Below are 25,289 nucleotides of genomic sequence, written 5' to 3'. Positions count from 1 at the left end.
CCGCGAGGGGACGGTCGAGGATTCGAGTGCGCTGATTGTGGAAACCCGGTATGTCGGGACTGTAAATCGATCGGCGTTGCCCGATCGACCGACCACTGCCAGCAGTGTCGGGGATGACCGTCAGTCGAGTAACATTTAACTGTTTGTTCATTGTTAGCGCATAAGTGACAGTGTCCAATACTAATTCACAGACTGCGACCGAGGGAACAGACTACGACGCCGTCGTCGTGGGGGCGGGCTTCTCCGGGCTGTACCAGCTCCATCGTCTGCGCGACGAGCTGGGACTGTCCGTGAAAGTGATCGAGAAGGCCGACGATGTCGGTGGGACGTGGTATTGGAACCGATACCCCGGCGCCCGCTGCGACAGCGAGAGCCACATCTACTGTTACTCCTTCAATGAGGGGATCATGGAGGAGTGGCAGTGGTCGGAGCGTTACCCCGAGCAGCCGGAGGTCTTGGAGTACCTCCGGTTCGTCGCCGACAACCTCGACCTGCGGAAGGACATCGAGTTCGAAACCGAGGTCACGTCGGCGACCTTCGAGGAGGAGACAGGCACATGGGTGATTGAGACCGACGACGGTGAGACCGTCAGCTCGCAGTTCTTCATCACCGCCGTCGGCTGTCTCTCGACGCCGTACGTCCCGGACTTCGATGACATCGACGCCTACGAGGGCGAGACCTACCACACCGGGAAGTGGCCCCACGACGGCGTTGACTTCGACGACAAGCGGGTCGCGGTCATCGGCACCGGGGCAAGCGGCATCCAGGTCATCCCGGAGGTCGGCAAGGAGGACATCGAACACCTGACGGTATTCCAGCGGACGCCGAACTACGCCGTCCCGGCGCGGAACAGCCCGCTCGACGACGAGACGTGGGCGGAAATCCAGCGCAACTACGAGGAGATCATGGCCGACGCCCACGACGACAGGGCGGGCTTCCCGTTCGATTCCATCCGACAGACGGCCGAGGACCTCACCATGGAGGAGGTCGAGGAGATCCTCGAGCCCCGCTGGAAGGAGGGGGGCTGGCGGTTTCTCGCCGCCTTCGAGGACCTGCTCATCAACCGCGACACCAACGAGAAGATTTCCCAATACCTCCGCGAGAAGATCCGCGAAGCCGTCGACGACCCCGAGACCGCCGAGAAGCTCGTCCCAACCGACCACTACTACGGGACCAAGCGCCCGCCGCTGCACACCGACTACTACGCCACCTTCAACGAGGACTACGTGAGCCTCGTCGACGTCACAGAGACCCCCATCGAGCGGTTCACGCCCAAGGGCATCCAGACCGGTGACGGCCAGGTCCACGAGTTCGACATGGTCATCTTCGCCACGGGATTCGACGCGATGACCGGCACGCTGCTGCAGATGGACATCGAGGGCCGCAACGGTGTGACACTCGATGAGAAGTGGGCCGACGGGCCGAACACCTACCTCGGCCTGGGCGTCCACGGGTTCCCCAACATGTTCACGGTCACCGGCCCGCAGAGCCCGTCGGTACTCAGCAACATGCCAGTCCCCATTGAACACCACGTCGAGTGGATCTCCGGCACCATCGCCGACCTGCGTGAGGAGGGGACGCGGTATATCGAGCCGACGCGGGCCGCCGAGGAGGACTGGACCGAGCACAACATGGACCTCGCCGAGCAGACGCTGTACACCACCGTCGACTCGTGGTACATGAACGAGAACATTCCGGACAAACCGACGGTTTTCACGCCGTACCCCGGCGGTGTCGACATGTACCACGACATCATCCGCGAGGTCAAGGAGAAGGGATACGAGGGGTACATGCTCGCGAACTCGCTCGATGACCTCGGGCAGGCGGGCGACACCCCGGACCTCAGCATCTTCGAGGTCATGGAGATGTTGCATGCCGATCCCGACATGGACCTGACCGACCTGATGGAGATGACGGCTGACTGAGTTAGGCGTCGCGGAGGTCGTCCCACGTCGGCCGGTACTCGCCCGCGACCCGTTTCTCGACGATCGTCCACTCCGCACGCGCGGCGTTCAAGGTGAGCGTGCGTCCCGCCGTCTCCGTCTCGAAGGAGAGATTCACAAGAAACCGACGAGTGATATCGTCCCGATCGAGTTCAGTGCGGCTGATGAGCGTGTGTTGCAGCCGGTCGATTACTTGATTTTGAAGGTGTTGCACGACGTGGGGCCGTGTTCGATGCGGACGGTACAGGACCGAATGGCGATTTTGTTGTCGCCGTCAGCGGTTCGAGAACACGTCTATCGTTTGATGGGGTTCGATTACGAGGTAGCGTCACGTGACCACCCACTGGTCGATCAGGATGCCGTCACCGGTGAGTGGAGACTGGTCGAGCAGATCACGAACTCGGTGCGTGGTCGTATTCCGGACGATCCGCGGACGCTGTTGCAACGGGCCTATGATGAGCGCGTGCGCCGAGCTCTGGTGCGTGGCTGTGACCGGAAAGCGGTGATGGACGTGTTCGGAATCTCTCGACGGGCGACGTGGAACAAAAAATACCGCGCGCAGGCGTACGACTGTCCCGCTCGAGCAGTTCGAGCAGGGGAACTCGTCGGAGGTGGCCGATGCGGAACTGACGCTCGGCGAACCGGACGAAGTGGGGGAACTGCTGCCGACACTGGGTCTGAGGGGATGATGTGATGGCTACGATTCGCGACGATCTCTCTGCAACTGAGGAGACGGTGTAGGTCCCGACGGAAGGACGACGTCGATCCGGCCGATGGCGGCGGGCAGCGGCGTGATCGGATAGCGTCGCCGTCCGTAGACCCATCTTGACAGACTACTCCCTGACTGGGCAGTATGTCCAGTGATTCGGCTCTGTTGCAACCCTCTTCTTCAGATGTCTGATCTCGTGAAACTACTGATCGTTGCACGTGCGAGCTGACCGAAACACACTCATGACACAATCGACTACATTTGGGTACTACATGCCAGTGCTCCTCGAAGACCACGACCCCGATCTCAACCTTCGGCCAGGAACCACAAAGTCAGACATCGTAGCGTACCTGTACCAAAATCCCAAGTGGGGATACTCCCCGCAGGACCTCAAGGAAACCCTCAACATTCCCCGCGGAACCGCGACAACCACACTCAAACGACTCTACGACGACGGCTACATCGGGAAAACGGACGATGGGTACTACTATGCGCTGAGCGAACGGGAAGACATCCGACGGTACATCTCTAGTCTCAACCAAGTCGATCGGATGTTCGGTCACCACCGCGATGCGGACGCTACCCCCGAAGAACCAGAGAAACAAATCGGTGAGGGTCGCACTGACGAGAAACTCGATGCAGAACTCGCAGAGTTGGAAGACGATATGGGAGATTTGAATGAGTAACCTATCGGCAGGAGATGTTTGCTGGGCACAAGACCCAACAGGTGCCCATCCTCAGAGACCGATCGTCGTTTTAGCTACACGCCCTGGAAGAACCGGCCGTGGAAGCCGAAGGGTTCCGGGTGTGGGAGAACTGCCCGCGCCTGGACAGCGAGCGTCGCTGCATCAAAAATCATAAGCATCGTCCGCTCACGTTGGGTGTCTAGCGCCGTCGCGAGTACGACTCCCGCATCCTCGGCGTCGGCATCGGGATGCTGGACGGGAACTGGTTCTTCGACGTAGACCGACCGCTCCCACCACTCCCTGGCGGTGCCCGTCTCACAGTCCACTTTGACCAGTCCGTTCGCCCCTGTGCGATCGGTCGCTTGGCCGTACGCGTAGCGGTGATGTCGACCGACGACCGAACGAGCGACGCGTGGCATCTCCATCGCGCCATCGTAGCGTCGCGTTCGACTGACCGTGTTCGCATCGGGATCGATACGGTACCGCATTAGGTGAGCGTCGGGCACGGCAGGAAAACCGTCACCGTCGAGTTCGGACAGCGCCATCGTGTCGACGATGTCGGCGTCCGGGAACTCCACGAGGTCGAGGACAATCGTTCCGCCGTCGACGTAGGCGTTGACGTGATGGAAGGTGAAGGCCGGATCGAGCGTTGGGTCGGCCACGAGGTCACCGGTATCGCGGTCGACGACGAGTACGCGCGTGTCGCGTTCCGGTTGCCAGTCGAGCATGTCGATCGCACCCTCGGTTAACGGATTCAGTGCCCGGAGTACCGAGAGGACGAGCGGCGACTCCACGATGATGACGTGGTCAGTGGTGACGCTGCAGTCGTGGATGTACGCCGGCCCGTTCGCGTCGATGGAGGCGATAACCTCTCGCGTCCGACTCTTCTGTGGGAGACGATAGAGATGATACTGTGGCGTCCGACCGAACTGCGTGGCGAAGCCGACCAGTTCGTCCCGATGAGGGTCGTCGACGAGATGCGCAGCCGTGATGTGCTCGGGTAGGTCGTCGTGGAATCGAAAGTGCCCACGTGTCTCGAGCGTCTCGGGATCAAAGGCGACCCGGCGCGGGGCCTCCGTGAGCGCGACGTACTCGCCGTCGATGCGGGCGACGTGGACGTTCGCGTTGTCTGTCGGTTCGGGGACTCCCAGAGAAGTTACCGTCTCGAGGAGACGACGCCAGCCACGCGTGTCGGTGCCAAACTGGCCGATCAGCCGCCCGTCCATCGCCTCCTCGTAGGCATCGGTACGGAGAAATCGGTTCGAGTAGCGGAGCCGGCCGTCGGTAAACGCATAGCGCCGGAGCATTGCCAGCCCGTCAAACCAGTGGTTGACGCGGCGATCGCCTGCCTCGAAACAGGCGGGCCCGTTGCGAACCAGCGTTCCAGAGAGCCAGTTGGGGATGGTGCCCTCGACCGTCGGGTAATGGTCGTGGACTTCGGTGGTCAACGAGTGAAAGCCGGCGCCGGATACTGTCACGGCCGTGTATTCGGGTGAGAGAGCTATTAATCCACCGTGCGTGTCGACCCGGGCGGTCTGTACGCTGTAGATGCTTCACCATCCACACACTCTTTCCGACGGTCCGGCGACGTGATTATCGACCAACATTTCTACCGCCGAACCTGCAAAACTGGCGGCGATTCACTCCCAGATCGGGCATCACTCGAGGGCGTGTAAGCCATCGTACAGACTCCTTACCCAGTCGGTGGTGCAGCAGACAGGAACCGCTACATCTTAATTCGGTTCTTGTTAGGTTCGGAGGCCACTCCACCGTCCGAGTATTGAACGGGTAAGATTCCCACAATATTGGCTGAAATAAAGGCCGGCGACCGTATCATTCGTCTGCTGATACCGGTTCGCCGTCTTCCATCTGCCATTCGAGTTCGACTTCGAACTCAGCCTCGCCGTCGGTTACCTCGTATTCGACTTCCAGTTCGAATTGCTCTGGCGCCGCCACCGTGAAGCCGTCCTCTCCTTCGCCGTCGATTGTCCCGTTCTCGACACCATCGGCGACTTCACGGATGATCTCCGCGCCGTCTGTCCGACTCATCACCCGCTCACCTTCACGTTCCGTCTCATTAGTTGCCGATTCTGCCTCAGTGTCGGACCTTGGTTGTCGTTTGCCATACCTGACCTACAACGATTGCTAACAAAATATCTCGGCCTTCAAATCCGCCCAGTTTGAGCGGTGGTAGTCACCACTTCTTTCGAGGCAGCACCGGAAAAACCGTACTGTAGTGAGTGGCACGTCTATCTCCGGTACCGATCAAAAGGGATTGAAAACTACCAACGGCTAAGGATTTTACCTCTACTTGAAAGTATGGCTTGGGAAGCGTGGAATATCCTGCTATGCCAGCCGACAGTGGACTGCGAAGGGTTGTGTCGGATTTACCCCCGCGCTAAAGCACGGGGCTTTCTCCTTGGATTTCCGCAACCCCCCCATACGATTTTGTCAGACGTTTGGCTGACGCATAGGTTCGGATCGACCCCGCAGTGTTCTGCTAAGGCATTTCTGGCGAGCAATAATTCGACAGTAGACAAAGAGCTAGAAGAGTTCGTCGAGAGGGCGGTCTGCACCGTCTTCGGTCTCGACATCTTCAACCGGCTCAATAGGGGGTGCATCGAAGAGTCGGCCGCTACCGTGTTCTCGGGCAGCGAGCGCGTCTTCGATGATTGCCTCTGTTTCGTCGTCTATTTCCGGGATTTTGAGGGGGTCACTAACGTCTTCTGGCAGGTTTGGTCGCAGCGCATCCTGATGCCGTTCGATTTTTTCGGTGAGATAGAGATTTTCCTGTAAGGCGCGCAGAACCGGGACGTACCGGAGGTAGCTGTACTCATCTAAGAGGGTGATCCCGTAACTGGTAACTCCCCAGAACTCCCGTGGATCATTCTGTCCGGCCTCATCTCCACGGTATTTGTACTTCGCCATTACCTGCTTCTCTGCAAGCCGGTCAAGATGCTCCCGGATCGTGGAGCGATTCTTGGGCACCAGATATTCAAGTTCGTCGAGCGTCGCCAGGTACTTTGGATGCCCAAGCACGGCTTGGATGATGTGGTAGCGGGTTTCTTGCGTGAGGAATCGGTGTGCCCGTCGCTGTTTCTCGATTGGCAGGACGTCGTCACCACCGAATGGGTCTGCCTCGTCGCCGACCGGATTTCGTTGACCCCCCGCCGTATTGCTCATGGGTGTCTATTCCGTCTCTACTCATGTAACTGTTCGGAATAGGCAAGTTGGGATAATATCGATTATCCCAACTTGTGTATGAACGTTTAAGCCACATACTTCTGTAGCCAGGAACATGAGCGGCCCACGGATTCCACGCAATTCACACGCCATTTACCGGGCTGTCAACCGTATTTTCGAAGGTATTAGCTCTCCACCGCAGGGGGACTATCACGAAGTCGTCCGGTATATGAACGAAGAGCTTCCCCGGTTCGAGCAAGTCGATAGTAGCTACCTGATTCTTGGCAGCTACCGCGACGCGTACGGACGACGTCTGCGGGAGTTCGCGAACTGCCTCAACATGCCAACGAACGCGGAATCAATCGTTCTCGGGGATACGATCGACTTGGATACCGCGGTTGTCCCCGAATTCGATATCAAGATCAACCTCCTCAGTGAGGCGGCAGATTACATCGCTGGCGTCTATGAGAAGGAAAGCGGTGGTGAGAGCCCGGAACTCGGTGTTGTCAGAGCACTCTTCGTAAATAAGACAGTCGCGTTCCCACGCGACTATACTGGTCTCACCCGCGATAGCCTAGAGACACGAGAAGATATCATCCAAGCTGCTCTGGCGGTATACTATGCTGACTTTGATCATATTGAGAGTAAGCAGCGAGTCGCCGAGAAGAAGAAAGAGGAAATTGCATCACTGCTCACAGTAGCACAAGAGGAAGGCATTGAGATCACCGAGAGAGAACTCACCGACCTCATCAAAGAGCGTCAAAGCGATATTGATGAGTCGCCCGCCGAATATAGCTGGGTCCACCTGAACTTCTTCAAACGGTTTGAGGCGATGAGCCAGTGTCATTCTTGGACGACGATGGCTGAACTGCGCGATCGTGCTGATGAGATGCCGGGGCCAGAACGCCCGCGGTGGGAAACTGAATTTAACGTAGGAATGTTCCAAGACGAATAGCTGCATTCACGGACAGACGTGCCGTTCTGGAGAATCTCTGGACGGATACGAAGCTAGCAAGTGACCGCGACATTACATTTTTCTTGAACGTATTCGTTGGGTGAGGTATGGATTCGAATGATGCCCGCGATGTTCTGCTCGGGCTTGCGTGTGGGGATGCGCTCGGACGACCGGTCGAGTTCGAATTAGCGTCGGGAATCACCGCGGAGTACGGAGAACTCAACGAGATGGTCGGGTACGGGACATGGAGTCAGCCGGCGGGAACGATTACCGACGATACTGAGCAGGCACTGTGTCTCGCGTGAAGTCTAGTTGAGCAACACGGGTTCGATCCGGCTGACATCGCGGATCGGTTGCTGCTCTCCGACAGGGATATTTAAGGCCACTCAGTGAACGATTTCGCTAAACACGCGTGCTTCGACTTTTCGAAGGTGCTCACCAACCGTTCCAGGAGAGATTCCGACAACTGCGCCAATGTCCTCAAGTGATGCTTGGCGAGGCTCACTATAATATCCTAGCTCAACTGCTGCTTCAAGCACTTCTTCTTGCCGAGGGGTGATCAGCCTGTTAAACGATGATTCGCCAGTCTCAAAATCACCCATGTCGAGAATATCAAACGTTATCGATTCCCTCTCTTCAACATATTTAGACAGTTTTCTGAATGTCTCATCAGTCCCTAGGTACGTTATCTTCAGGTAATCCTCGGAAGTGAAACGGATAGGTGTATCAACTACCAAGAGTGATTCTCGCTGGAGTTCTAGTGCTCGGCGGACCTCTTCTGTCGGTTCAAACTGACTGACAGCCATCCATTGATCTTCTCCGGCGGTAAGATATTCGAGAACGGCAGGAGATGTCTCCATAATTTGCTTGTACCGTTCTTGGCTACCGCTTGCTTCAGCAAATAGCAACACGGTATCATCGCCAAGAAGTTCGACACGATGAATGGCCCTTCGCTTGATGGAAGGTTCATCTGTCAGTTTCTCCCCAAGTGGATGGAAAGCGCCCTCTCCCTTTGGTTTGACTAGGACCGTGAGATATCGCATACACTAGCCTAGAGTGTGCGTAGTTAAACAGCTACGGCTATTGTATTTAAACTCCACCATGGGTGAGGCAGAGCGCCTACTGAACGATACCGGAAACTGTCTGCCTGTGGACGATGCAACAGCAACACCACTCAACCGCCGACCTGCTCATGGACACGGAAGTCAGTGCCCTTCCTGACGACACTACCGCGGCCGTGAATCGCACGAACACGCCTCTGCGGTCGTACGCTGGGCTGACCAGGTCTGGAGGACCGTCTGGCTGCGTCGCTACGCGGCGGGTCTCTGGGTCAGGACAGTAGTACCGGACTCGTCGACACAATCACCATCGTCGAGATGCTCTTCGACCGGGGTGATGAATGATGATGGAATTGTCCGCCGATGCGTTGGAGTGGCTCGCAGTCGATGGCCTCCTGATAGTCGCGGGAGGACTGATCAAATTTCGCGGGTGGACGGGCCTCATCGCGGGCTACGACGAGACTTCGACCGTTCCAGACGATGTAGTGCAGGACGCGGTAGGAAACACCGTTCTTCGCGTCGGCATTGCTGCCTTGGTGTTCGGCATCCTGGTGTCTGTGATGCCCCTTCCCTCGTATCTCGGTATTCTAGCTGGCGCTGTGATTGTGTTGGACGTGCTGCGAATGGTTTGCCGAGTGAACGTGTGGTCACCACAGGCAACCTGAAACGAGGATGGCGTCCACGCCCACGGTCGGAGAGACATGCTGCTCAGTTGCCGAGAGCCATGAGGTTTGCAGCGCGTGAGTGGTGGAGGCAGTAGCTGACGGGATATGGTGAGTCTGCTCGCGCGAAATACAGTGTCCGTTGTCTCTGTTTGCGATGTTGTCACAGTATCTCAACGAACGGTATAAAAATAGCCTCTCTAATGCGGCAGAATTCGTACTCACGATCGACGTGTAGTACTGATCGTCATGACACAAGAGGTGCTTCAGCCCGACCGGTTGTCTGACTGGCCGTCAATGCGAGGCGACGGTGTCGAACGCATTCGAAACGCCGGTATCGCGGGTGCGGGCGGCGCCGGGTTCCCGTCCTACGCGAAGTGGGAGCAGGTGGCTTCGACGGACTATTTGCTGGTGAATCACCAGGAAAGCGAACCGAACTTCTTCGTTGACAAGTGGCTCGGGAAGTCACGTGCGACTGAGTTCGCGGCGCTCTTCGACGCCTTACTCGAGGACACGTTCGAAGCCGTGGTGGTCAGCGCCAAGTGGACGGACCGGGACGAATACATGACCGAACTGGAAGCCGAGACCAACGGGACGGTGGTTCCGCCGGATGATCTGCCGCTTGACATCGAGAGCGAATCCGGTGTCGTGTTCGCATACACGGACGCTCAATACCAGTACGGGATGGAAAGCGTCCTTCTTAACGTCGTCGCCGACACCGTGGTTGGCAGCGACCTCCCGACCGATCACGGCTGGCTCGTCCAGAACACCGAAACGATGGCTAACATCTACCGGGCGTTGACTGACGGGACCCCGGTTACGCACACATACGTCCACGTTGACGGGGCTGTCCCGAAGCATCGATTCCTCAAGGTTCCGATCGGGACGTCTGCGAGTGCGCTCCTGTCGGCCGCAGGTCGCCCGCCGGACGAGCTTCCGTCGGACGCAGTACTCGTCTCGGGCGGCCCCGGCTGGTGCTTCGAGACTGAGACGCCGCCGGACGAGTTCGTGGTCGATAAGTCAACGAACGGGCTGTTGGTGCTGGACGAATCGACTGTCGCGGACAACACGCTCGGCGACGGCCGGATTGACGTTCTCGAATCGCGTGACTGGACGGCCGGACCGATGGAGACCGAACCGACGGCGACGATCGAACCGGACATTGTTCGCATCCCACTTCTCACGAATCCGGACTTCGAAGGGACAGTCAGTCCCGGGATACCCGCTGTCGAACCCGGTGATCGCGTTGAGGCCGGTACGGCCGTTGCGACGTCGCCGTCGAAGGGGATCGGCATTCCCCACCACGCTTCCGTCGACGGCGAAGTGACTGCCGTCGCCGAGACGCGCATCGAGATCGCTGTCGAAGCCGCTTCCGGAGCGGCCCGTCTCAGGTAGCCCTCTCCGGTTGCTCGCTGTTTCCGGATGACGGTGCGAACCCGAACGGACGATCGGTCCAGTATCGTGCTATCTCTCCGTCCCCATGTAGTCGTGAATCACGGCTGCTTCTGCCTTCCGCACTAGTTCACCCGCCGTACCCTGAGAGCAGTCCAGAACGGCTGCGATATCCGCGATAGTTCCATCTCGGGGTATTTCGTAGTATCCGACCGTGACCGCCCGTCTGTCGCTCTTCATACAGATGCAGCGCGGAAACCCACGGCTTTAGCCGTGGGAAGAAGCGCGTACACTCCAGCCCACAATCCGCCGACGAGAGCAAGGGCGACTCCCAACACGGCCTCCATATTCAAGTAATAATATATATATATATATATATATATATATATATATATATATATATGGGGTGTGGCAGTCGTTCGGAACATCCAAGTCAAGCTCAACGTGCCAAAGGACGCTCAAACCGTCCTTGACGAGACGTTCGAGTAGTTCCGCTACGCTGCACAATACGTAGCGGACTACGGATGGGCCAACGACCCGACTGAAATCGTCACCGACAAGCAAGACCTCAACGCTGCCACCTACGACGACGTACGCGAAAACACCGGCCTCCACTCGGACCACGTCCAATCAGCTCGGAGTCTCGCTGCTGACCCGCTCTCAAACTGCCAGAACCGTCTCTTCGACGGCGGCAACGCAAGTGAACCCACGTTCCGTGGCACAGTCGTCGTGTACGGCACGCGTACCATCACGTACAACGACGACCACTGCACGATCGCCACTGTCGATGGCCGCATCCGAGCCGAATACATCACGCCAGAGGACAGCGAAGGAACACCGTTCGAGGAGTATTGGGAGTGTAACGAGTGGGAACGCAAAGAAGCCACACTTCACAAGCGTGACGGCGAGTACTACCTTCACATCGCCGTAGAGAAAGAGCCTGCGACGGATGCGTCAACAGTCGAGAACGGAGCGGTTCTCGGCGTTGACCTCAACGTAGACGGCTACCTCGCCGTCACCAGTACAGGTGCATTCCTCGGCAACGCCGACTACCTCAACCACAAACGCGACGAGTACGAACGGCGGAGGGGCCGCCTCCAACAAACAGGCACTCGCTCGGCACACCTCACCATCCAGAGTCTCGGGGACACGTTCGCCCGATGGAGCGAAGACTACCTGCACCGTGTCTCGAAAGCCATCGTGCGGGAATCTCGCCGCCACGACTGTCCTGCAACCGCGTTCGAGAACTTGGAGAACATCCGTAAGCGTATCTCGAACGCCTTGAAATTCCAGCAGTGGGCATTCCGCACGATACTGGAGTACACCGAGTACAAAGCCGAAGAAGACGGCATTCTAGTTGATACAGTACAACCAGCATACACGAGTCAGCGATGTAGTCACGGCAAATGTGGGTTCACCCATGAAGACAACCGTGATGGTGACGAGTTCGAGTGCCTGAAGTGCGGGAAGCAACTGCACGCGGATTACAACGCCGCTCGGAATATCGGGTGGCGTCTTGTCCAGTACTGGCTCAAGTCTGGTGCTGGACGGGCCAACTGTCGGGTGGCCCTGAAGTCAGGGATGTTGAACGCGAATGGCGAGTTTACGTCTGCCACGTCTCGTGGCCAGAGCGGGAGTCCACTGACAAGCCAACCCCTTTAGGGGTGGGTACCTGACGACCGCGCTCGCGCTTGAACGACGAGGGTTCTCGCCGACAGTGTACGAAGCAGCGTCCGAATACCGCCCAGTCGGTGCCGGTATTCTCCTCCAGACGAACGCGTTACTGGTGTTCGAACGCCTTGGTATCGCAGACCGAATTTTATCAGTTGGAGTCTCACTCGACGACACTCGGATCCTCTCGGCGAGTGGCCGCACTCTGAAGCGATTTGATCTCGACGATGTCGAACGAACGCACTTCGACTACGGCTACGTCGCCATCCACCGCGGTGATCTTCAACAAATACTTCTTGACGAACTTGACTCCCCAATCAAGACAGGCAAGGTCTGTGCAGCGGTTGAGGACACGAAGTCACCGGTCGCCCAATTCGAAGACGGGACACGGATCCAGCCTGATATTCTCGTCGGTGCGGATGGTATCAACTCGAATGTCCGCGACGCGATTACCCCTGACATCGAGTTACGGTCCCTCAACACCACCGTCTTTCGAGCTATCACAACCTGGAACTGGCGAACTCGAGCCTCGAGAACAAGTCACGTCATAAACTACAATATCCCAATGTGAGAATCCTCGTCCTGGAAAACGCTTCGCGTTTTCGGGTGCAACGAGATGCAACGCGTCTCGTCATGCCGCTTCAGGGTGGTGAGAACGTCAAGAGAAGGCCACATCCTGAATCGCTTTGAGTAGTTCCGTGTGGGTTCCGTCCAGCCGATACCCGAGTTCTGGCGACCGAGCCCGATTGATCATGGTGTGCCAGTTCTGGAAGAGTACAGCGATGTTGATGCCGTACCGACGAATCTTCGGGTTGGACCCGCCTAATACGGGCATAAAGTCGTTCGAAATCTGGTTGATCGACTCCTCAATCGCCCATCGCTGGAAGTAATCGGCACGAACCCCGTCTGCTGACCGAGCTGGTAGTGCCCGCCCCGTCAAAAACGCAACGTGCGTGTCCATTACCCCAACGCCCTTCATTGCTGCAGGATTCGAGATTTTCCCCGGAATGACGGGAGAGGAAACGCGCTCGTGAGTGAGGAACCTGAGGAATCGTCCGCGTCAGAATCCCGCTCCCAGTCATTCAGGGTGCGTGTCTGCAACTCCGCTTCCTCGGGGTTTTGGTAAGTCTTGATCGTCTCCTCATCGATCTCCGGGTTTTCGATCTCGGTAGCGGTAACCTCAACTACTTCCGGGTTTGTCGCCTCTTTCGGATACACCACCAAATTCGGTTTCGGGACTACCCCTGCCTTCACCCCCTCAGTGTACCCGACGTATCCTTCCGGAGTAAGTCCTTTCAACGTCTTGACTGGGGGTCTATCAGGTGCGCTAATTATCCAGTCCCCATCAGCGGCGCACCGGGCAACGCCAAGGAGTTCCCCGGGAACCATCCCTGCATCTGCTAGCATCATCTCGACGTCCAAGAGTTGAGTTGGTCCTGACAGAATGTCTCTCACACTACTTTGGTACTCGGACTTCTCTTCGAGGAACCTGACTCCCAGGGTGAACCGATTCTCGTTGTTGATGATACTGACGATCGAGAACGTCCACTCTTCCGTAACATCGTTCATCCGTTTCCCGTACCGGCTAATGGTCGGTGCCTCACCACCAATCCACTCGATTTCAAGAATATCTGATGCAATCGGAACCGGATCGGTAAAGAACCCCATGTCGTTTGCCAAGCTCAGCGTCTGCTGATGGACCGCGGCGAACTGTTCATCGACAGTCGGCACAGCAGTATCGGTGTACGAATCGAACCACGTCGGATTGGGCAACTCGTTTGCGATGTATTTCGGGAGGGCAGTTCCCTTCGGGACTTGTTCGTAATCGTAATCCCACAAGGCGACGTCGGCTGCAGTTTCCAGACCAGCGCCGTCACGTGCCGAGGCCGCAAGCAAGCTGATGAAATCAAACACGGTGAACTGTGGGTCGTCCCGTCCGAACGTTAGCGGATCAAGTGTCTCTCGCTTCAATAATCGAACCCAGTTACGGAGTGCTTCACGCTCATCAGCCCGCGTAAGCGTCTTCTCCGAGAATGTCGGGATTAACGCGTTCAGCCCGTACGCTTCTCGAACTGATTCCGGAGGAACGAGACCGTTTCGATACGCTGCGTACGCCGCGCGCACAGCCGCGTTCTCGAACGCTGCTTCGAACTCCTGCTCCTCGTCGAAGACTTCCGGCGGAATCTCCGAGTGAAGATTGCTGACGGTGCTGTAACTCGGAAGGGCCTGTGGTGTATCATACCCAAGCGCTTCACAGACCGCAGGACTATTTTGCAAATGCCTGTAGTACTGACTTTGATTCGACACAAACTGACATTTTTCAAGAAATGCGACCTTGAACTGTCGGTTGAGTATTGATCACGGGAGAAGTTCGAGGTTTTCTTCAGCAAGAGCCGTCTCCGCGACCTCAAGCACGGCTACGCTGTAAAGCGTTGACCCATCGTTAGGATGATCGAGGTCAGCCCACTTGGATCGGTTCCGCTGATGGAGTTGGTCAGCTAAGTGCTTCTTGCTGTGTAACGTTTCGACAGACTCGACTGCAGTTGAGTACTCAACTTCGATCCCGCGTAACTGGATGGGCCCATAGGATTCTTCGTTCGGATGGTTCTCGTACTCTATTGGCGCTGTGTACTCTTCGTCTACTCGCTCGTTATCCGGGCGAATAGCGTCCTGAAACTCGAATTGTGAGGTTTTGGACATTCGTTCATATGAGATTGTTAGCTTGGTGCGGGATAAATCCTTGCTAGGAAATAATCTCATTCAGAGTAATGTCGTGAATATAGACTATGTGCTATATCTGATGTGTTTCTGAATACTGGGGTAATTCTGAGCCACAGGAACGAATTGTATCGGATTGTTGACTCGAAATGCCGGAGCCCCTAACTCACCCATCAGCAGGCTGTGTTTGACGGCACCCATCGAACCCGGGCGTTCAAGTGATGTATTCGCTACCTCTTGTGAACCGGTACACACCGACAGGTAGACGGGTTCTACGCCCAAAATCGTTATTTGGGGGTGTTCCCTGATGGTTGGGCGGACTATTCCCAGAACGAAGCGTTCCCCAAGCAGTAGAGAAACGCCACCCACCCGACGAAGAGTCCGGCGATTATCACCAGGAAGTCCGCTAACTTCGTTCCGAAAACGAAATCGTATCCGATACCGACTGTCAGGAGAAGCAATGACACGCCGACCAACACGTGACACCAGCGCTCTGCCTGCGGTTCCATACACCGCTCTGCCACGCACTATCACAAATAGCGCTTTTCTCCCACGAGCGATAGTGCGGTCTCCGTGAATCTTCCACGCGTCGCCTCGGTCGAGGAGGTCGCCACGCCTGACCTTCTCGAGTCGGATCACAATACCTTTCTCGGACGCCGCGAGTCACCCGGTGAGGTCGCGCCGTTCGAAGTACTCGCCGCTGACGACGACGAGGACGACGACGGCGACCAGGAGGACGGAGAGATCGGACCACGAGAGGTCGCCGTCGACGAGAATCGCACCGGGATCGAAGTGCCTGGAGAACGCGACGTCCCCCAGCCACTCGTAGTCGGTATCGAACGTGAACGTATCGAGCAAGAACAGACCGAAGACCGACCCGGCACCGACGGTCTGTGCGCGTCGCACGGAATCGAACGCGACGGAGGCTACGAGCCCGACGCCGGCGCAGGCGAGCAGATAGACGATCGAATACGCGTGGACGGCAAACAGGCGGCCGACGTCGATCGATTCGCCGACGAATTCGACGCCGAGAACGACCGCGATGAACGTGGTCGCGTTCACGAGGACGACGCCCGGGACGAGCGACAGGAACTTGCCGACTACCACCCGCGTCCGCGTCACCGGTACCGACAGCGTCAGTCCTACCGTTCCGCGTTCGACCTCCCCCGCGACCGTCGAGGCCGCGGCGTACGCGTAGTAGACCGCGAGCAGCAACACCCACCCGAACTGGTAGAGCTGGGAAACGAGGTAGCCTTCGATCGTGGTCAGCGTCGTCACGTTCCCGACGAACGCGCGCGTCGCTTCGGGCGGCAGCGACTCGAGATACGCGTCGAGATCGGCACCGCTGTCCCGAATCGACGGAAAGAGTGCGACGGTGAGGGCGATCAGCGCAACCATCGCACCGGCGAGCAACAGGGTGCCCCGAAGTCGACGACCGGCTTCGAACGAAGTGATCTCGAGCATCGGATATCGAACCGTCGCCGGTTTCCGACGGGAGACGTCGCCTTATAACTACACTGCGTCCGTTCGAGGTAACGACCAGTTGTCACGGGAACAGTTCGGTAACCGACGGTTCGGACGTGGAACGGGCGACGTGATTTATCGCCGTTCGTCCGTCTCGAAGCGACATGGAGGGCCGGGAGGGGTCACCGAGTCGACAGCGGCGACAAACGGCCATCGCGGCGTGTTCTCTCTTGCTCGCCGGACTGCTGGCGACCGGACTCGTCGCAGCTACGGCGACGTTCACCTCCGAAGCGGCCACACCGAAACGGGACGTGTTTCCACAGGACGACACGAACACGACCGGCCCGGTCGCCGGACCGATGGAAAACGAGAGCGAACGGCCGACCGACACGGCGGCCGAAAACGGGACCGCGGCGCAATCGTTCGCCGAGAACGACACGTCCGCACCGCCGGCAGCCGCGCCGCCAGCGACGGACCCGCAGCTCGTACAGGGTCCTGACGGAAACGTCACCGTTGCCGTCGCAGAGAACCAGTCAGTTCGAGCCGGCGATGCGACGCCGATCGCGCTCGAGGTAACCAACGACGGCGACCGACAGGCGACTGATGTCGTCGTGACGGTGCGGACAGCGGACGGTGCCGTGACGTTCGGCCCGTCAACCGCGCCGCAGACGACCCGGTCGATCGCTATCGCCGAACTCGGGTCCGGTGACACCGAGACCGTCGACGTCGAGGTCGCGGCCGCACGGGTCGATCCGGGGACGTATCCGCTGTTTGCCAGCGTTCAGTACCGCGTCGACGCCGAGTCCGCTGCCGACGGGGCCGACCGCGACGACGCCGACGAACTGAACGACGACGAGGAGGACAAAACCGTTCGAACCGGCGGTCCGACGCTACTCGGGATCGCGGTCACCGAGTCCCGGTCGTTCGATGTGACTCCCGTCGACGACGGAATCCCCGTCGATAGCACGGGGACCTACGAGGTTCGAATCGCGAACGAGGGCGAGGCGACAGTAACCGGCGTCGTCGCCACGGTCGAGGCCCAGCCACCGCTGTCGAGCGACTCGCCGACGGCGTACGTCGGAACGCTCGAGCCGGGCGACTCGAAAACGGCGCGGTTCGCTCTCGAATCGTCGCCGGACGCGGTCGAGACGACCACCAGCGTCACGATCACGCTTTCGCACGACACTGACACCGACGGCCGCACGAGTGCGGAACCGGTTCCGGTCCCCGTCACGATCGTCGACGACGAGGACACCGACGTCGACGCCGCTGGGCCGTTCGCTGCCGTCGCGCTCGTGTTCGTACTCGCGGCGATCTGGTGGGTCCGCAGGCGCTGAGAGGTGGGTCCATCGCGCGTGGTCGAATCACGGTTCGGTATCGCCCTCGGTCGCTTCGAAATCGGCTCCCCCTTCGTCACCGCCTCCGTAAAAGTGCATGAACACGTCCTCGATGGACGCCTCACGGACCTCCATCTCGAGGACGGTGTACTCGTGCAACCGATCGATCAAGGCGTCGAACTCTCGTGCGAGAACGAGCCTGTACTCGCCGTCCCGTCGGTCGACGCGTGCGACTCCCTCGAACTCGAGCGCCGCCGCCGGCGGCTCCTCGGCCAATCGAACGGTCGCGATCGTCCCGCCTTCCGCGAGGATGTTCTCGACCGTGTCGAGTTCGATCAAGCGACCGTTCCTGATGATGCCGACGCGATCGCAGACGCGACGGACCTCGCTCAGAATGTGCGAGGAGAAGAAGCTCGTCCGGCCCGCGTCCCGCCGCTCCGCGAGCAGTTCGTAGAACTCGTTCTGAACGAGCGGATCCAGTCCGGCCGTCGGCTCGTCCATGATCGCCAGGTCGGGTTCGTGCATGAACGCCGCGACGATGGCGAGCTTTTGCCTGTTGCCGCTCGAGTAGGCCTTCACGTTCCGATCGAGGGGAACGGGAAAGCGCTCGAGGAGTTCCTCGCGTCGTACGTCGCCACGCAGCCGACCGAAGTGGTCGAGGACGTCCGCACCCGTCACGCGATCGTAAAAGGCGACGTCGCTCGGGAGGTAGCCGAGGTGTCGTTTCGCATCGCGCAGTTCGTTTCGGTCCGTAACGTCGCGCCCCATCAACGACGCCGTGCCCTCAGTGGGCTTCAACAGGCCGAGGAGGACGCGGATCGCCGTCGACTTACCCGCGCCGTTCGGACCGAGAAAGCCGAAGCTCTCCCCGCGCTCGACGGTGAACGAGAGGGATTCGACGCCCCGAACGTCGCCGTAGTATTTCGTCAGGGAATCGAGTTCGATCGGGTCCGGACTGTCGCTGCCCACGCAATGAGCGACGACGTCTCGTGACTTATACGTAGCAGGCGAACCGTCGTCGCCCCGCGTCGGGTACACGGCGTCACTTCGAGGCAGTCTGCGCGATCGACGACCGATGTGAAATCCCTCGAAGCGACCCCGTGGGACTATTGACCGGGACGGTGTACGGGCCCTATGCAATCGGCACGAAAGGCACTACTCGGTATCGGCGGCCTGCTCGTCTTGTGGATCGGGTGGGGCGTGTACGTCGATCGAACGACCGAACGCGTCCCGTCGGAGACGCTGGGCCGCTTCGACGGCGTTGAGATCCGTCGCTATCCCAGGACGGTTCTCGCCGAAACGACGGCGAGGGACGCGCGGACGGCGTTCGGACGCCTCTTTCGCTACATCTCGGGCGCGAACGCGCGCAGCGAGGAGGTGGCGATGACCGCGCCGGTGACGGTCCGCGGGACCTCGATCCCGATGACCGCGCCCGTGCGAACGGGGTCCGACGGTGGCGACGTGACGATGGCGTTCTACCTTCCGCAGACGTACACGTTCGAAACCGCGCCGACGCCGACCGATGCCGACGTTCGACTCGTCGTCGAACCGCCGCGGACGGTCGCAGTTCGCCGGTTCTCGTGGTACGCGACGGACGAGCGCGTCCGTCGGGAACGGGAGCGGCTCCGCGAGGACCTCACGCGACGCGATCTCGAGATGGACGGCGAGTCGGCGTTACTCCAGTACAACGATCCGTGGACGCCGCCGTTTATGCGAACCAACGAGATCGAAGTCCCTGTCGCGGACGTCCCGGAAAACCTCCACAGCGATCACAGCCAGACGGTACCACAGGAGTAGTTCGCCGTCGACCGAAGCATCCTCGCTCGTGACGTAACCGACCGGCTTCACCCCGCTTGGAAGGGGGTGGATCGCCCGTTGTCTGTTACGATCGTCTCTCAGCTATCGCAACGAGTTTCGCTTTCGACAGCGGGTCGATCGGGACTCGAGCGTCCGCGTCCGTATAGAAGAGCGACGCAGCGACGGGACGATCACTGAACCACTCTCGGAGAACGTGGTAGTAGACGCTGAGCTGGATTCGATACTCGGATTCGGCGTGCCGACTGCGATCCGTTTTGAAGTCGACGATCTCGACGGCGTCGTCGGTTACGTGAACCAGGTCGATAACGCCGGAGAGCGTGACCCGTTCGCCGTCGACCGCGAGCGGGAGGTACGCCCGCTCCTCGACGCGCAGTTCGCCCGAGAGCCCGTCGAGGAACGCTTCCACGTGTTCTTCGTCGGCACTGGCGGGCGTCACGTCCTTGTCGTGTGCGTAGTCTTCGGCGAACGCGTGAACCCGCGAGCCGAACTCCGTTCCTCTCCCACTCGGACCGTCCTCGAAGACGCTGTCGTCCATCAGCGAGTGCGGCGAGTACCCCTCCGGCCCCGCCGGATCGGGAACGTCGGCCTCGAGTCGCGTGTGACGCTCCTCGTCGACGTCGACCGCCGAAACGGCCGGCTCGACCGAGGCGACCTCGACCGGCAACTCCTCGAGGAAGGTGTTCGGTTCGTCGCCCCCGGCGAACAGGAGGTGATCTTCCGCCCGCGTCATCGCCACGTAGAGGAGCCGCCGTTCCTCGTCGTGGTCGGTCGGTCGGCACTTGCGGAGGACGTCGGTTCGCCAGTTGTCGTAGACGTGGGGGACACCGTGGGCGTCGGCGTAACACTTCCGCTGGCGGAGCCCCGTCGTCTCGGAGTACGCGATCGTGCCCTCGGTGCCGCCATCGGGCGGGAACGTCCCGCTGTTCATGTTCCCGAGGATCACGATCGGATACTCGAGGCCCTTGACCGAGTGGATCGTCTGGACGGTGACCGAATCGTCGCCGGCGGCGGCCCGCACGTCCTCGGTGGCGCCATCCTCGATCCCGCGTTCGATGTGGCGAATCAGGTCGCCACGCGTCGTCGTCGTCGTCGCGCTGTGAACCGACTGGATCGTCGTGAGGACGATGTCCGCCGTCGCCCCGTCGTAGCCGTACCGATCGAACACGCTGCGAGCGACCGCCGCGTGGGTCTCGAGAGCGGCCAGTTTAGCGCGAAACGCCGCCATCTCGTCGGGAGAGGCGTCACGATCGAGGACGGACTCGATCTCGTCGAGCGTGTAGCCGGCCCGCTCGAGGACGACCGCCCAGCCCCGGTCGGCGTCCGCATCGTCCTCGAGGATACGCAGCCACGCCAACAGCAGCTTCGCCTGATCGGTTCGGAAGAGTTCGATCCCGCCCTCGTAGGCCATCGGGAACTCGTACGCCTCGGCCGTCGAGAGCAGCTCACGGCCGAAGTCACGGGTTCGGGTGAGAACGGCGATATCGCCGTACGTCGGCGGCCGCAACTCGCCGTCGGCGTCGACCGCGTACTCGTCGTTACCGACGATTTCCTGGATCTTCGTGAGGATCGCCTCGTGTTCGTCGGCGTGCTGGACGGCCTCGATCCGCGAGTGATGGCGGTCGGTGTTCGCGGTCAGCGAGACGACGTCCTCGAGGACCGATTCCCGGTCGACCGATTCGGTACTGGTACCCGGCGTCACGAGCGCGCGTTCGGAGAAGTCCAGGATCGACTGCGTCGAGCGATAGTTCCGGTCGAGTTCGATCGTCGTCACGGGCTCGAGCGGGAACGAGACCCGCTCGGTGCCGTCGTTCAGGTCGTCGGCGAACCGCTTCAGCCGTGACTCGAACTCGGTGATGTTCTCGATCGCCGCGTACTGGAACGAGTAGATGCTCTGTTTCCAGTCGCCGACGACGCAGACGTTGTCAGTTCCCGACAACAGTAAGGCGAGTTTGAACTGGATCTCGCTCGAGTCCTGGAACTCGTCGATCATCGCGTACTCGAACGCGAGGTCCTCGCGGAGGTCGTCGTCCTCACGGCACAGGACGAACGCGAACAGCTGGAGGAACGAGAAGTTCAGGTAGTTCCGCCCGAGCGCGAACTCGAGATACTCGAAGTAGACGTCGTGGACGAACTCGATGAGGCCGTCGCGGTCTTCGTCGAAGACCCGTTCGGCGACGCCCTCGGGGACGGCCTTCGAGCCGTACTCGCCGCGGAGGTCGCTCCGATCGGGTGCATCCGGCAGGTAACACTTGTTCCGGCCGTAGCGACCGAGCCGCGATCGGAGCGTCGACTGCTTGCTGCCGCCGTTTCGCGGCCGGTTCGCCTCGTCGAACGCCGCTTTGAACGCCTCGAAGTCGCCCTCGAGCGCCTCCCGACCGTCGCGATACCAGCCGTCCGCGGTCGGAAAGATCCCCTTCGACGCGAGGGTGTTGAGTAGTTCGAGCAGGTCCGTCGGATCGGAGAGGGGCCGGAGGAGGTCGGCGTACTCGTCGCGGTCGTCGCCGAACCGATCGACGAACTCCCGAAAGTACTCCTCCTCGATGGCCTCGTTCTCGAGGATCCGCGTCGAGCCGGTGATCGCGTCGTCGATCCCGAGATAGGTGGGCGCGTGGAAGCCGTGTTGATCGAGAATGTCGTGACACAGGCTGTGGAACGTCTGAATCGGCGCGTCGTTGAGCGCCCGCATGTCGTAGTCGCACTCGGCGACGATCCGGTCTTTCATCTCCGTCGCCGCGTTCCGTGTGAACGTGATCAGGAGGACGTCGTCGGGTTCGACATCGGGCTGGGCGACGACGTTCGCGTAGCGCCGGGTCACCGTGAACGTCTTGCCCGTTCCGGCGCCGGCGTCGACGAGATACAATCCGTCAGTTCCCTCGATGAGTTCACGCTGCCGCTCGTTGGGCGACGGCGTCTCGCCCGCCGATCGCTCTTCGGTCGGTGTCGTCACCGACCCACCTCCGCGCCCTCGTCTCCGGCACCCGTCGGAGTTCGTGTGTCGTCTCGAGCGGATCGGGGGTCGGTAAGCAGCATCTCGCGGTTGTCCACGTAGCGGTAGTTCGGTTCGCCGGCGCGGCCGTCGACCGGGAAGCGGTCCTCGCCGCGGCGATAGCGGTTCACCGCCTCGAGTTGCTCGTCGACGAAGCGCTCGAACGCGTCGAGGTCTTCGACGAAGTACCCCGATTTCCGATAGCGACAGAGGTGTCTGAACGCTTGCGTACAGCCCTTCCTGACGTACTTGTAGTCGCCGACGGCGTCGAGCAGGCGCTCGCGGAGCGCTTCGCCGAACGGCGAGTCGGCCAGCTCGTCGGCGTCCCGCGTCCTCGGAACGTCGCGGGTGTCGAAGACGGACAGATACGTCTCGTAGTCGGTCTTCGAGAACGTTTTGTTGCACTTGTTGGCGGCATCGTTTCGGAGCTCGTCGAAGACCGTCCGGGACTGGACGAACTCGTCGAACGCGACGGGACGGTACGTCACCGTCGTCAGGCAGTCCTCGAGAGACGCGTCGCCGGTGACGACGTCGTCGAGCGTCTCGAGGAAGTGAAAGAACGTAAACTCGAGGCGCTCGTCGGGCCGTTGCCGTCGCCAGTACGCGAGATAGCACACGGCCTGGAAGTTCGGCCTGTCGCTCGGCTCCTCGATCGAGGCGCGTTCCGTCACCTGCGACGCTGACGTTCGGCTCCCGCTCTTGAAATCGACCAGCTGCGTCGGCGACCGGACGAGGTCGATCTTGCCCTTGAGCCGAAGCGACTCGTCGTCGAACCACCGCTCGGTCGCCGGCGAGTCGACGGGGCGATCGAAGTAGTCCGCGACGGCATTCGTTCCCCGGCCGCTCGAGGGCGTCAGAAACGCCGTCTCGATCGGCGCGTGTCCCTCGAGGTACTCGCGGATCGTCTCGAGACCGATCCGATACCGCGTCCGCTGTGTCTCGAGGTCGATCGACCGATGAAACGGCCGCGTTTCCTCGATCACGAGGTCGACGACGTCCTCGAGACGCGCGTCGTCGACGAACCCGGGATGGGTGGCGACGACTTCGGCGAAGTCGTGAAAGAGGGTTCCCTCGACGAAGCGGTTCCTGTCAGGCGAATCCACGAGCCGACCGAACGCGTAGTCCCGCGGCGAGTTCGCGTAGGCGTTCAGGCTCGACTGACTGATCGTCTCGAGGCGTTCGGATTCGACGGCCGTCGCCAGCGGCTCCCGGTCGAAGCCGCCACCGGTCGGTCGGGCCGTCCGGGCATGACGGACCGACTCGAGATCGCTGAACCGGTCGAACTCGGTCTCGAGCAGTTCGTCGAAGTACAGACACGGCGTAACGGGCGCGCCGCCGGCCGCGTCCTGCACGAGGTAGTGGCGTTCGACGCCGCTCTGGAGGAGCGACTGGAAGCCGTCGACGTTTCGTCCGTACTCCTCGTCGCGGTCGACCCACGGCCGGTTCGGCGAGTCGCGGGTCCAGTCCTCGTCGAGTCCCAGATAGAAGACGACCGGCCGATCGACGAACGAGGCGGACTTCGCGTCCGCCAGCAGGACCCCCTCGTCGTCCCGGTCGATCGGCACCTCGTAGGTCTCGAGGTAGAAGATGAGTCGATCGATCGCGTCCGCCGTGATCGGTTCCGCGAGCAGGCCGAGTCGCTCGAGTTCGTCGCGGAACGCCTCCAGCGTCCGTTCCGTCCGCTCCTCGTACGCGTGCAACGCCGCTTCGAAGGTGAGCGCGTCCGCTCGCCCGATGAACTCGCGAAGCCACTCGACCTCGGGGTCGTCGACGTCGACGAGTCGCTTCTCGTCGTGTTCGACGGATACCGTTGCATCGAGACAGGAAAGCAATGCCCTGACGGCGCGAACGCGGGTATCGGAGCCGGCCGTCACGCGGCGCAGCAACTGCACGAACGCGCGGTGATCCCGATCGTCCATGAAGTCGGGGCCGCCGTAGTACGGAATCTCCGCCGTCTCGAGCGCCGATTCGACGAGCGGGGAATACGCGCTGCTCGCGTCGAGGACGATACCGATCTCGTCCGCGTTGTCCCGCGTGACGGTATCGAGGATCGCGTCGACGATCGCCGCCGGCGACTCGAAGAGCCGAAACGGCGGGAGAGCGAACGCGTCCTCGGTGAACCGATCGATCGACTCGTACTCGTCGGGGAGGATCGACCGCTCGAGGTTCGTCAGTTGGGACTCGCCGACGACCGCGACCGACCCGTCCGCACCGACGTCGATCTCGTAGTCCGCGAGCAGCCGCGAGGACGTCTGCAGCGAGTCGACGACGTCGACGACGGTTCTGGTCGCGTGCGTATCGAACGCGTCGTACTCGAGGATCGCGTCGGCGCGTCCCCGGTACTCCCAACACTGGAGAACGTTGCCGACGGCGTACGCGACTTCCTTCCACCCGAGGTCGGTCTCGCCGATCACCTCGAGGAACGCGGTCCGGTCCTCCGCGGTCTCGCGACGCGCCGTCGCGAGCCGCCGGGGCGTGATCGCGAAGGGACCGAAATGGGGCCGCTCGAGGCGTCGGTTGAGGGCGTCCGCCAGCGGCGAGTCGGGAACGATCACGAGGTCGGAATCGGCGACCTCGCGATACAGTCGATCGATCGGTTTCGACCGTTTAAGTGACACGATGCATATCGTCTTGCGTCATCGGACAATAAACTTGTATATCCCCTGCGGTAGACCGTGATTACATCCGTCGTGTGGTGCGATAGGAA

21 protein-coding genes and 3 pseudogenes are annotated in these 25,289 nt (G+C 60.3%); 10 read left to right on the top strand and 14 right to left on the bottom strand.

Features of this window, described 5'->3' with window-relative positions; translation table 11 throughout:
* Positions 1 to 164: 164 nt before the first annotated feature.
* A complete protein-coding gene (locus tag A6E15_RS18205) occupies positions 165 to 1,925 on the top strand; it encodes a flavin-containing monooxygenase (protein ID WP_084177417.1) in 1,761 nt (586 codons plus the stop codon).
* Between the two features lies 1 nt (position 1,926).
* Here the strand turns inward: A6E15_RS18205 and A6E15_RS21750 are convergent, their stop codons facing one another.
* Positions 1,927 to 2,061 carry a hypothetical protein gene (locus A6E15_RS21750; protein ID WP_277612953.1) on the bottom strand — a complete coding sequence of 45 codons (135 nt, stop codon included), beginning with the start codon at positions 2,059 to 2,061 and terminating at the stop codon, positions 1,927 to 1,929.
* Between the two features lie 863 nt (positions 2,062 to 2,924).
* Here A6E15_RS21750 and A6E15_RS18200 point away from each other — a divergent pair.
* On the top strand, positions 2,925 to 3,338 hold the full coding sequence (locus A6E15_RS18200; protein ID WP_076148763.1) for a winged helix-turn-helix domain-containing protein: 414 nt from the start codon (positions 2,925 to 2,927) through the stop codon (positions 3,336 to 3,338).
* A 74-nt stretch (positions 3,339 to 3,412) separates the two neighbouring features.
* Here the strand turns inward: A6E15_RS18200 and A6E15_RS18195 are convergent, their stop codons facing one another.
* The 3 genes and pseudogenes from A6E15_RS18195 to A6E15_RS18185 form a co-directional block, all read right to left on the bottom strand.
* Entirely contained in the window at positions 3,413 to 4,816 is a 1,404-nt protein-coding gene (locus A6E15_RS18195) for a carotenoid oxygenase family protein (RefSeq protein WP_076148579.1), read from the bottom strand.
* Between the two features lie 355 nt (positions 4,817 to 5,171).
* Positions 5,172 to 5,402 (bottom strand): annotated as a pseudogene (locus A6E15_RS18190) (amphi-Trp domain-containing protein); the annotation flags it as partial.
* Between the two features lie 480 nt (positions 5,403 to 5,882).
* Positions 5,883 to 6,521, bottom strand: a complete 639-nt coding sequence (locus tag A6E15_RS18185; RefSeq protein ID WP_076148577.1) for a hypothetical protein — start codon at positions 6,519 to 6,521, stop codon at positions 5,883 to 5,885.
* 115 nt (positions 6,522 to 6,636) lie between these two features.
* Between A6E15_RS18185 and A6E15_RS18180 the strand changes: the two genes are divergently transcribed.
* Together A6E15_RS18180 and A6E15_RS18175 are read left to right on the top strand one after the other, a co-directional pair.
* Positions 6,637 to 7,476: a hypothetical protein gene (locus A6E15_RS18180; protein WP_076148576.1), complete on the top strand. Its 840-nt coding sequence runs from the start codon at positions 6,637 to 6,639 to the stop codon at positions 7,474 to 7,476.
* 107 nt (positions 7,477 to 7,583) lie between these two features.
* Positions 7,584 to 7,778, top strand: a pseudogene (locus tag A6E15_RS18175) (ADP-ribosylglycohydrolase family protein); the annotation flags it as partial.
* Positions 7,779 to 7,862: 84 nt separating this feature from the next.
* Here A6E15_RS18175 and A6E15_RS18170 read toward each other — a convergent pair.
* Entirely contained in the window at positions 7,863 to 8,519 is a 657-nt protein-coding gene (locus tag A6E15_RS18170) for a helix-turn-helix domain-containing protein (protein ID WP_076148575.1), read from the bottom strand.
* Positions 8,520 to 8,881: 362 nt separating this feature from the next.
* On the opposite strand from A6E15_RS18170, the gene A6E15_RS18165 reads away from it, so the two are divergent.
* Positions 8,882 to 9,199 (top strand): hypothetical protein, encoded by a 318-nt coding sequence (locus A6E15_RS18165; RefSeq protein WP_245800614.1) that lies wholly within the window; start codon positions 8,882 to 8,884, stop codon positions 9,197 to 9,199.
* Between the two features lie 258 nt (positions 9,200 to 9,457).
* Positions 9,458 to 10,591 carry an NADH dehydrogenase subunit gene (locus A6E15_RS18160; RefSeq protein WP_338141491.1) on the top strand — a complete coding sequence of 378 codons (1,134 nt, stop codon included), beginning with the start codon at positions 9,458 to 9,460 and terminating at the stop codon, positions 10,589 to 10,591.
* A 69-nt stretch (positions 10,592 to 10,660) separates the two neighbouring features.
* Here the strand turns inward: A6E15_RS18160 and A6E15_RS18155 are convergent.
* Positions 10,661 to 10,810 (bottom strand): annotated as a pseudogene (locus A6E15_RS18155) (helix-turn-helix domain-containing protein); the annotation flags it as partial.
* Between the two features lie 324 nt (positions 10,811 to 11,134).
* Between A6E15_RS18155 and A6E15_RS18150 the strand changes: the two are divergent.
* A complete protein-coding gene (locus A6E15_RS18150) occupies positions 11,135 to 12,250 on the top strand; it encodes an RNA-guided endonuclease InsQ/TnpB family protein (protein WP_245800679.1) in 1,116 nt (371 codons plus the stop codon).
* A gap of 55 nt (positions 12,251 to 12,305) precedes the next feature.
* The gene (locus A6E15_RS18145) at positions 12,306 to 12,830 is read left to right on the top strand and encodes an FAD-dependent monooxygenase (protein WP_245800613.1); all 525 of its coding nucleotides are present in this window, start codon (positions 12,306 to 12,308) and stop codon (positions 12,828 to 12,830) included.
* Between the two features lie 87 nt (positions 12,831 to 12,917).
* Here A6E15_RS18145 and A6E15_RS18140 read toward each other — a convergent pair whose 3' ends face one another.
* The 5 genes from A6E15_RS18140 to A6E15_RS18120 form a co-directional block, all read right to left on the bottom strand.
* Positions 12,918 to 13,220 (bottom strand): hypothetical protein, encoded by a 303-nt coding sequence (locus A6E15_RS18140; RefSeq protein ID WP_139326639.1) that lies wholly within the window; start codon positions 13,218 to 13,220, stop codon positions 12,918 to 12,920.
* Positions 13,221 to 13,234: 14 nt separating this feature from the next.
* Complete coding sequence (locus A6E15_RS18135; RefSeq protein ID WP_076148572.1) at positions 13,235 to 14,536, bottom strand: hypothetical protein; 1,302 nt, start codon at positions 14,534 to 14,536, stop codon at positions 13,235 to 13,237.
* 81 nt (positions 14,537 to 14,617) lie between these two features.
* Positions 14,618 to 14,959: a hypothetical protein gene (locus A6E15_RS18130; RefSeq protein WP_076148571.1), complete on the bottom strand. Its 342-nt coding sequence runs from the start codon at positions 14,957 to 14,959 to the stop codon at positions 14,618 to 14,620.
* Positions 14,960 to 15,297: 338 nt separating this feature from the next.
* Positions 15,298 to 15,486, bottom strand: a complete 189-nt coding sequence (locus tag A6E15_RS18125) for a hypothetical protein (RefSeq protein ID WP_076148570.1) — start codon at positions 15,484 to 15,486, stop codon at positions 15,298 to 15,300.
* A 154-nt stretch (positions 15,487 to 15,640) separates the two neighbouring features.
* Positions 15,641 to 16,441 carry an ABC transporter permease subunit gene (locus A6E15_RS18120; RefSeq protein ID WP_076148569.1) on the bottom strand — a complete coding sequence of 267 codons (801 nt, stop codon included), beginning with the start codon at positions 16,439 to 16,441 and terminating at the stop codon, positions 15,641 to 15,643.
* Between the two features lie 164 nt (positions 16,442 to 16,605).
* Here A6E15_RS18120 and A6E15_RS18115 point away from each other — a divergent pair, with 164 nt between their 5' ends.
* Positions 16,606 to 17,778 (top strand): COG1361 S-layer family protein, encoded by a 1,173-nt coding sequence (locus A6E15_RS18115; protein WP_076148568.1) that lies wholly within the window; start codon positions 16,606 to 16,608, stop codon positions 17,776 to 17,778.
* 27 nt (positions 17,779 to 17,805) lie between these two features.
* On the opposite strand, the gene A6E15_RS18110 is transcribed toward A6E15_RS18115, so the two are convergent.
* Entirely contained in the window at positions 17,806 to 18,747 is a 942-nt protein-coding gene (locus tag A6E15_RS18110; protein WP_076148567.1) for an ABC transporter ATP-binding protein, read from the bottom strand.
* A gap of 165 nt (positions 18,748 to 18,912) precedes the next feature.
* On the opposite strand from A6E15_RS18110, the gene A6E15_RS18105 reads away from it, so the two are divergent.
* Positions 18,913 to 19,575, top strand: coding sequence for an SOUL family heme-binding protein (locus tag A6E15_RS18105; protein WP_076148566.1), 663 nt, complete (start codon positions 18,913 to 18,915; stop codon positions 19,573 to 19,575).
* Between the two features lie 85 nt (positions 19,576 to 19,660).
* Here A6E15_RS18105 and A6E15_RS18100 read toward each other — a convergent pair whose 3' ends face one another.
* A complete protein-coding gene (locus A6E15_RS18100) occupies positions 19,661 to 22,543 on the bottom strand; it encodes a UvrD-helicase domain-containing protein (RefSeq protein WP_076148565.1) in 2,883 nt (960 codons plus the stop codon).
* The gene (locus A6E15_RS18095) at positions 22,540 to 25,200 is read right to left on the bottom strand and encodes a PD-(D/E)XK nuclease family protein (RefSeq protein WP_076148564.1); all 2,661 of its coding nucleotides are present in this window, start codon (positions 25,198 to 25,200) and stop codon (positions 22,540 to 22,542) included. Before A6E15_RS18095 ends, A6E15_RS18100 begins: the two co-directional genes overlap by 4 nt.
* Between the last annotated feature and the right edge of the window lie 89 nt (positions 25,201 to 25,289).

This window comes from Natrinema saccharevitans, assembly GCF_001953745.1.
GTDB classification, from domain to species: domain Archaea; phylum Halobacteriota; class Halobacteria; order Halobacteriales; family Natrialbaceae; genus Natrinema; species Natrinema saccharevitans.
This window is presented reverse-complemented; position numbering and strand designations above follow the sequence as displayed.

Excerpts from the sequence above, each read along its gene's own strand:
- A6E15_RS18105 (WP_076148566.1), top strand. The coding sequence starts at position 18,913 with ATGCAATCGGCACGAAAGGCACTACTCGGTATCGGCGGCCTGCTCGTC.
- A6E15_RS18165 (WP_245800614.1), top strand. The coding sequence starts at position 8,882 with ATGGAATTGTCCGCCGATGCGTTGGAGTGGCTCGCAGTCGATGGCCTC.
- A6E15_RS18130 (WP_076148571.1), bottom strand. The coding sequence starts at position 14,959 with ATGTCCAAAACCTCACAATTCGAGTTTCAGGACGCTATTCGCCCGGAT.
- A6E15_RS18170 (WP_076148575.1), bottom strand. The coding sequence starts at position 8,519 with ATGCGATATCTCACGGTCCTAGTCAAACCAAAGGGAGAGGGCGCTTTC.
- A6E15_RS18140 (WP_139326639.1), bottom strand. The coding sequence starts at position 13,220 with ATGGACACGCACGTTGCGTTTTTGACGGGGCGGGCACTACCAGCTCGG.
- A6E15_RS18125 (WP_076148570.1), bottom strand. The coding sequence starts at position 15,486 with ATGGAACCGCAGGCAGAGCGCTGGTGTCACGTGTTGGTCGGCGTGTCA.
- A6E15_RS18185 (WP_076148577.1), bottom strand. The coding sequence starts at position 6,521 with ATGAGCAATACGGCGGGGGGTCAACGAAATCCGGTCGGCGACGAGGCA.
- A6E15_RS18200 (WP_076148763.1), top strand. The coding sequence starts at position 2,925 with ATGCCAGTGCTCCTCGAAGACCACGACCCCGATCTCAACCTTCGGCCA.
- A6E15_RS18180 (WP_076148576.1), top strand. The coding sequence starts at position 6,637 with ATGAGCGGCCCACGGATTCCACGCAATTCACACGCCATTTACCGGGCT.
- A6E15_RS18115 (WP_076148568.1), top strand. The coding sequence starts at position 16,606 with ATGGAGGGCCGGGAGGGGTCACCGAGTCGACAGCGGCGACAAACGGCC.
- A6E15_RS18120 (WP_076148569.1), bottom strand. The coding sequence starts at position 16,441 with ATGCTCGAGATCACTTCGTTCGAAGCCGGTCGTCGACTTCGGGGCACC.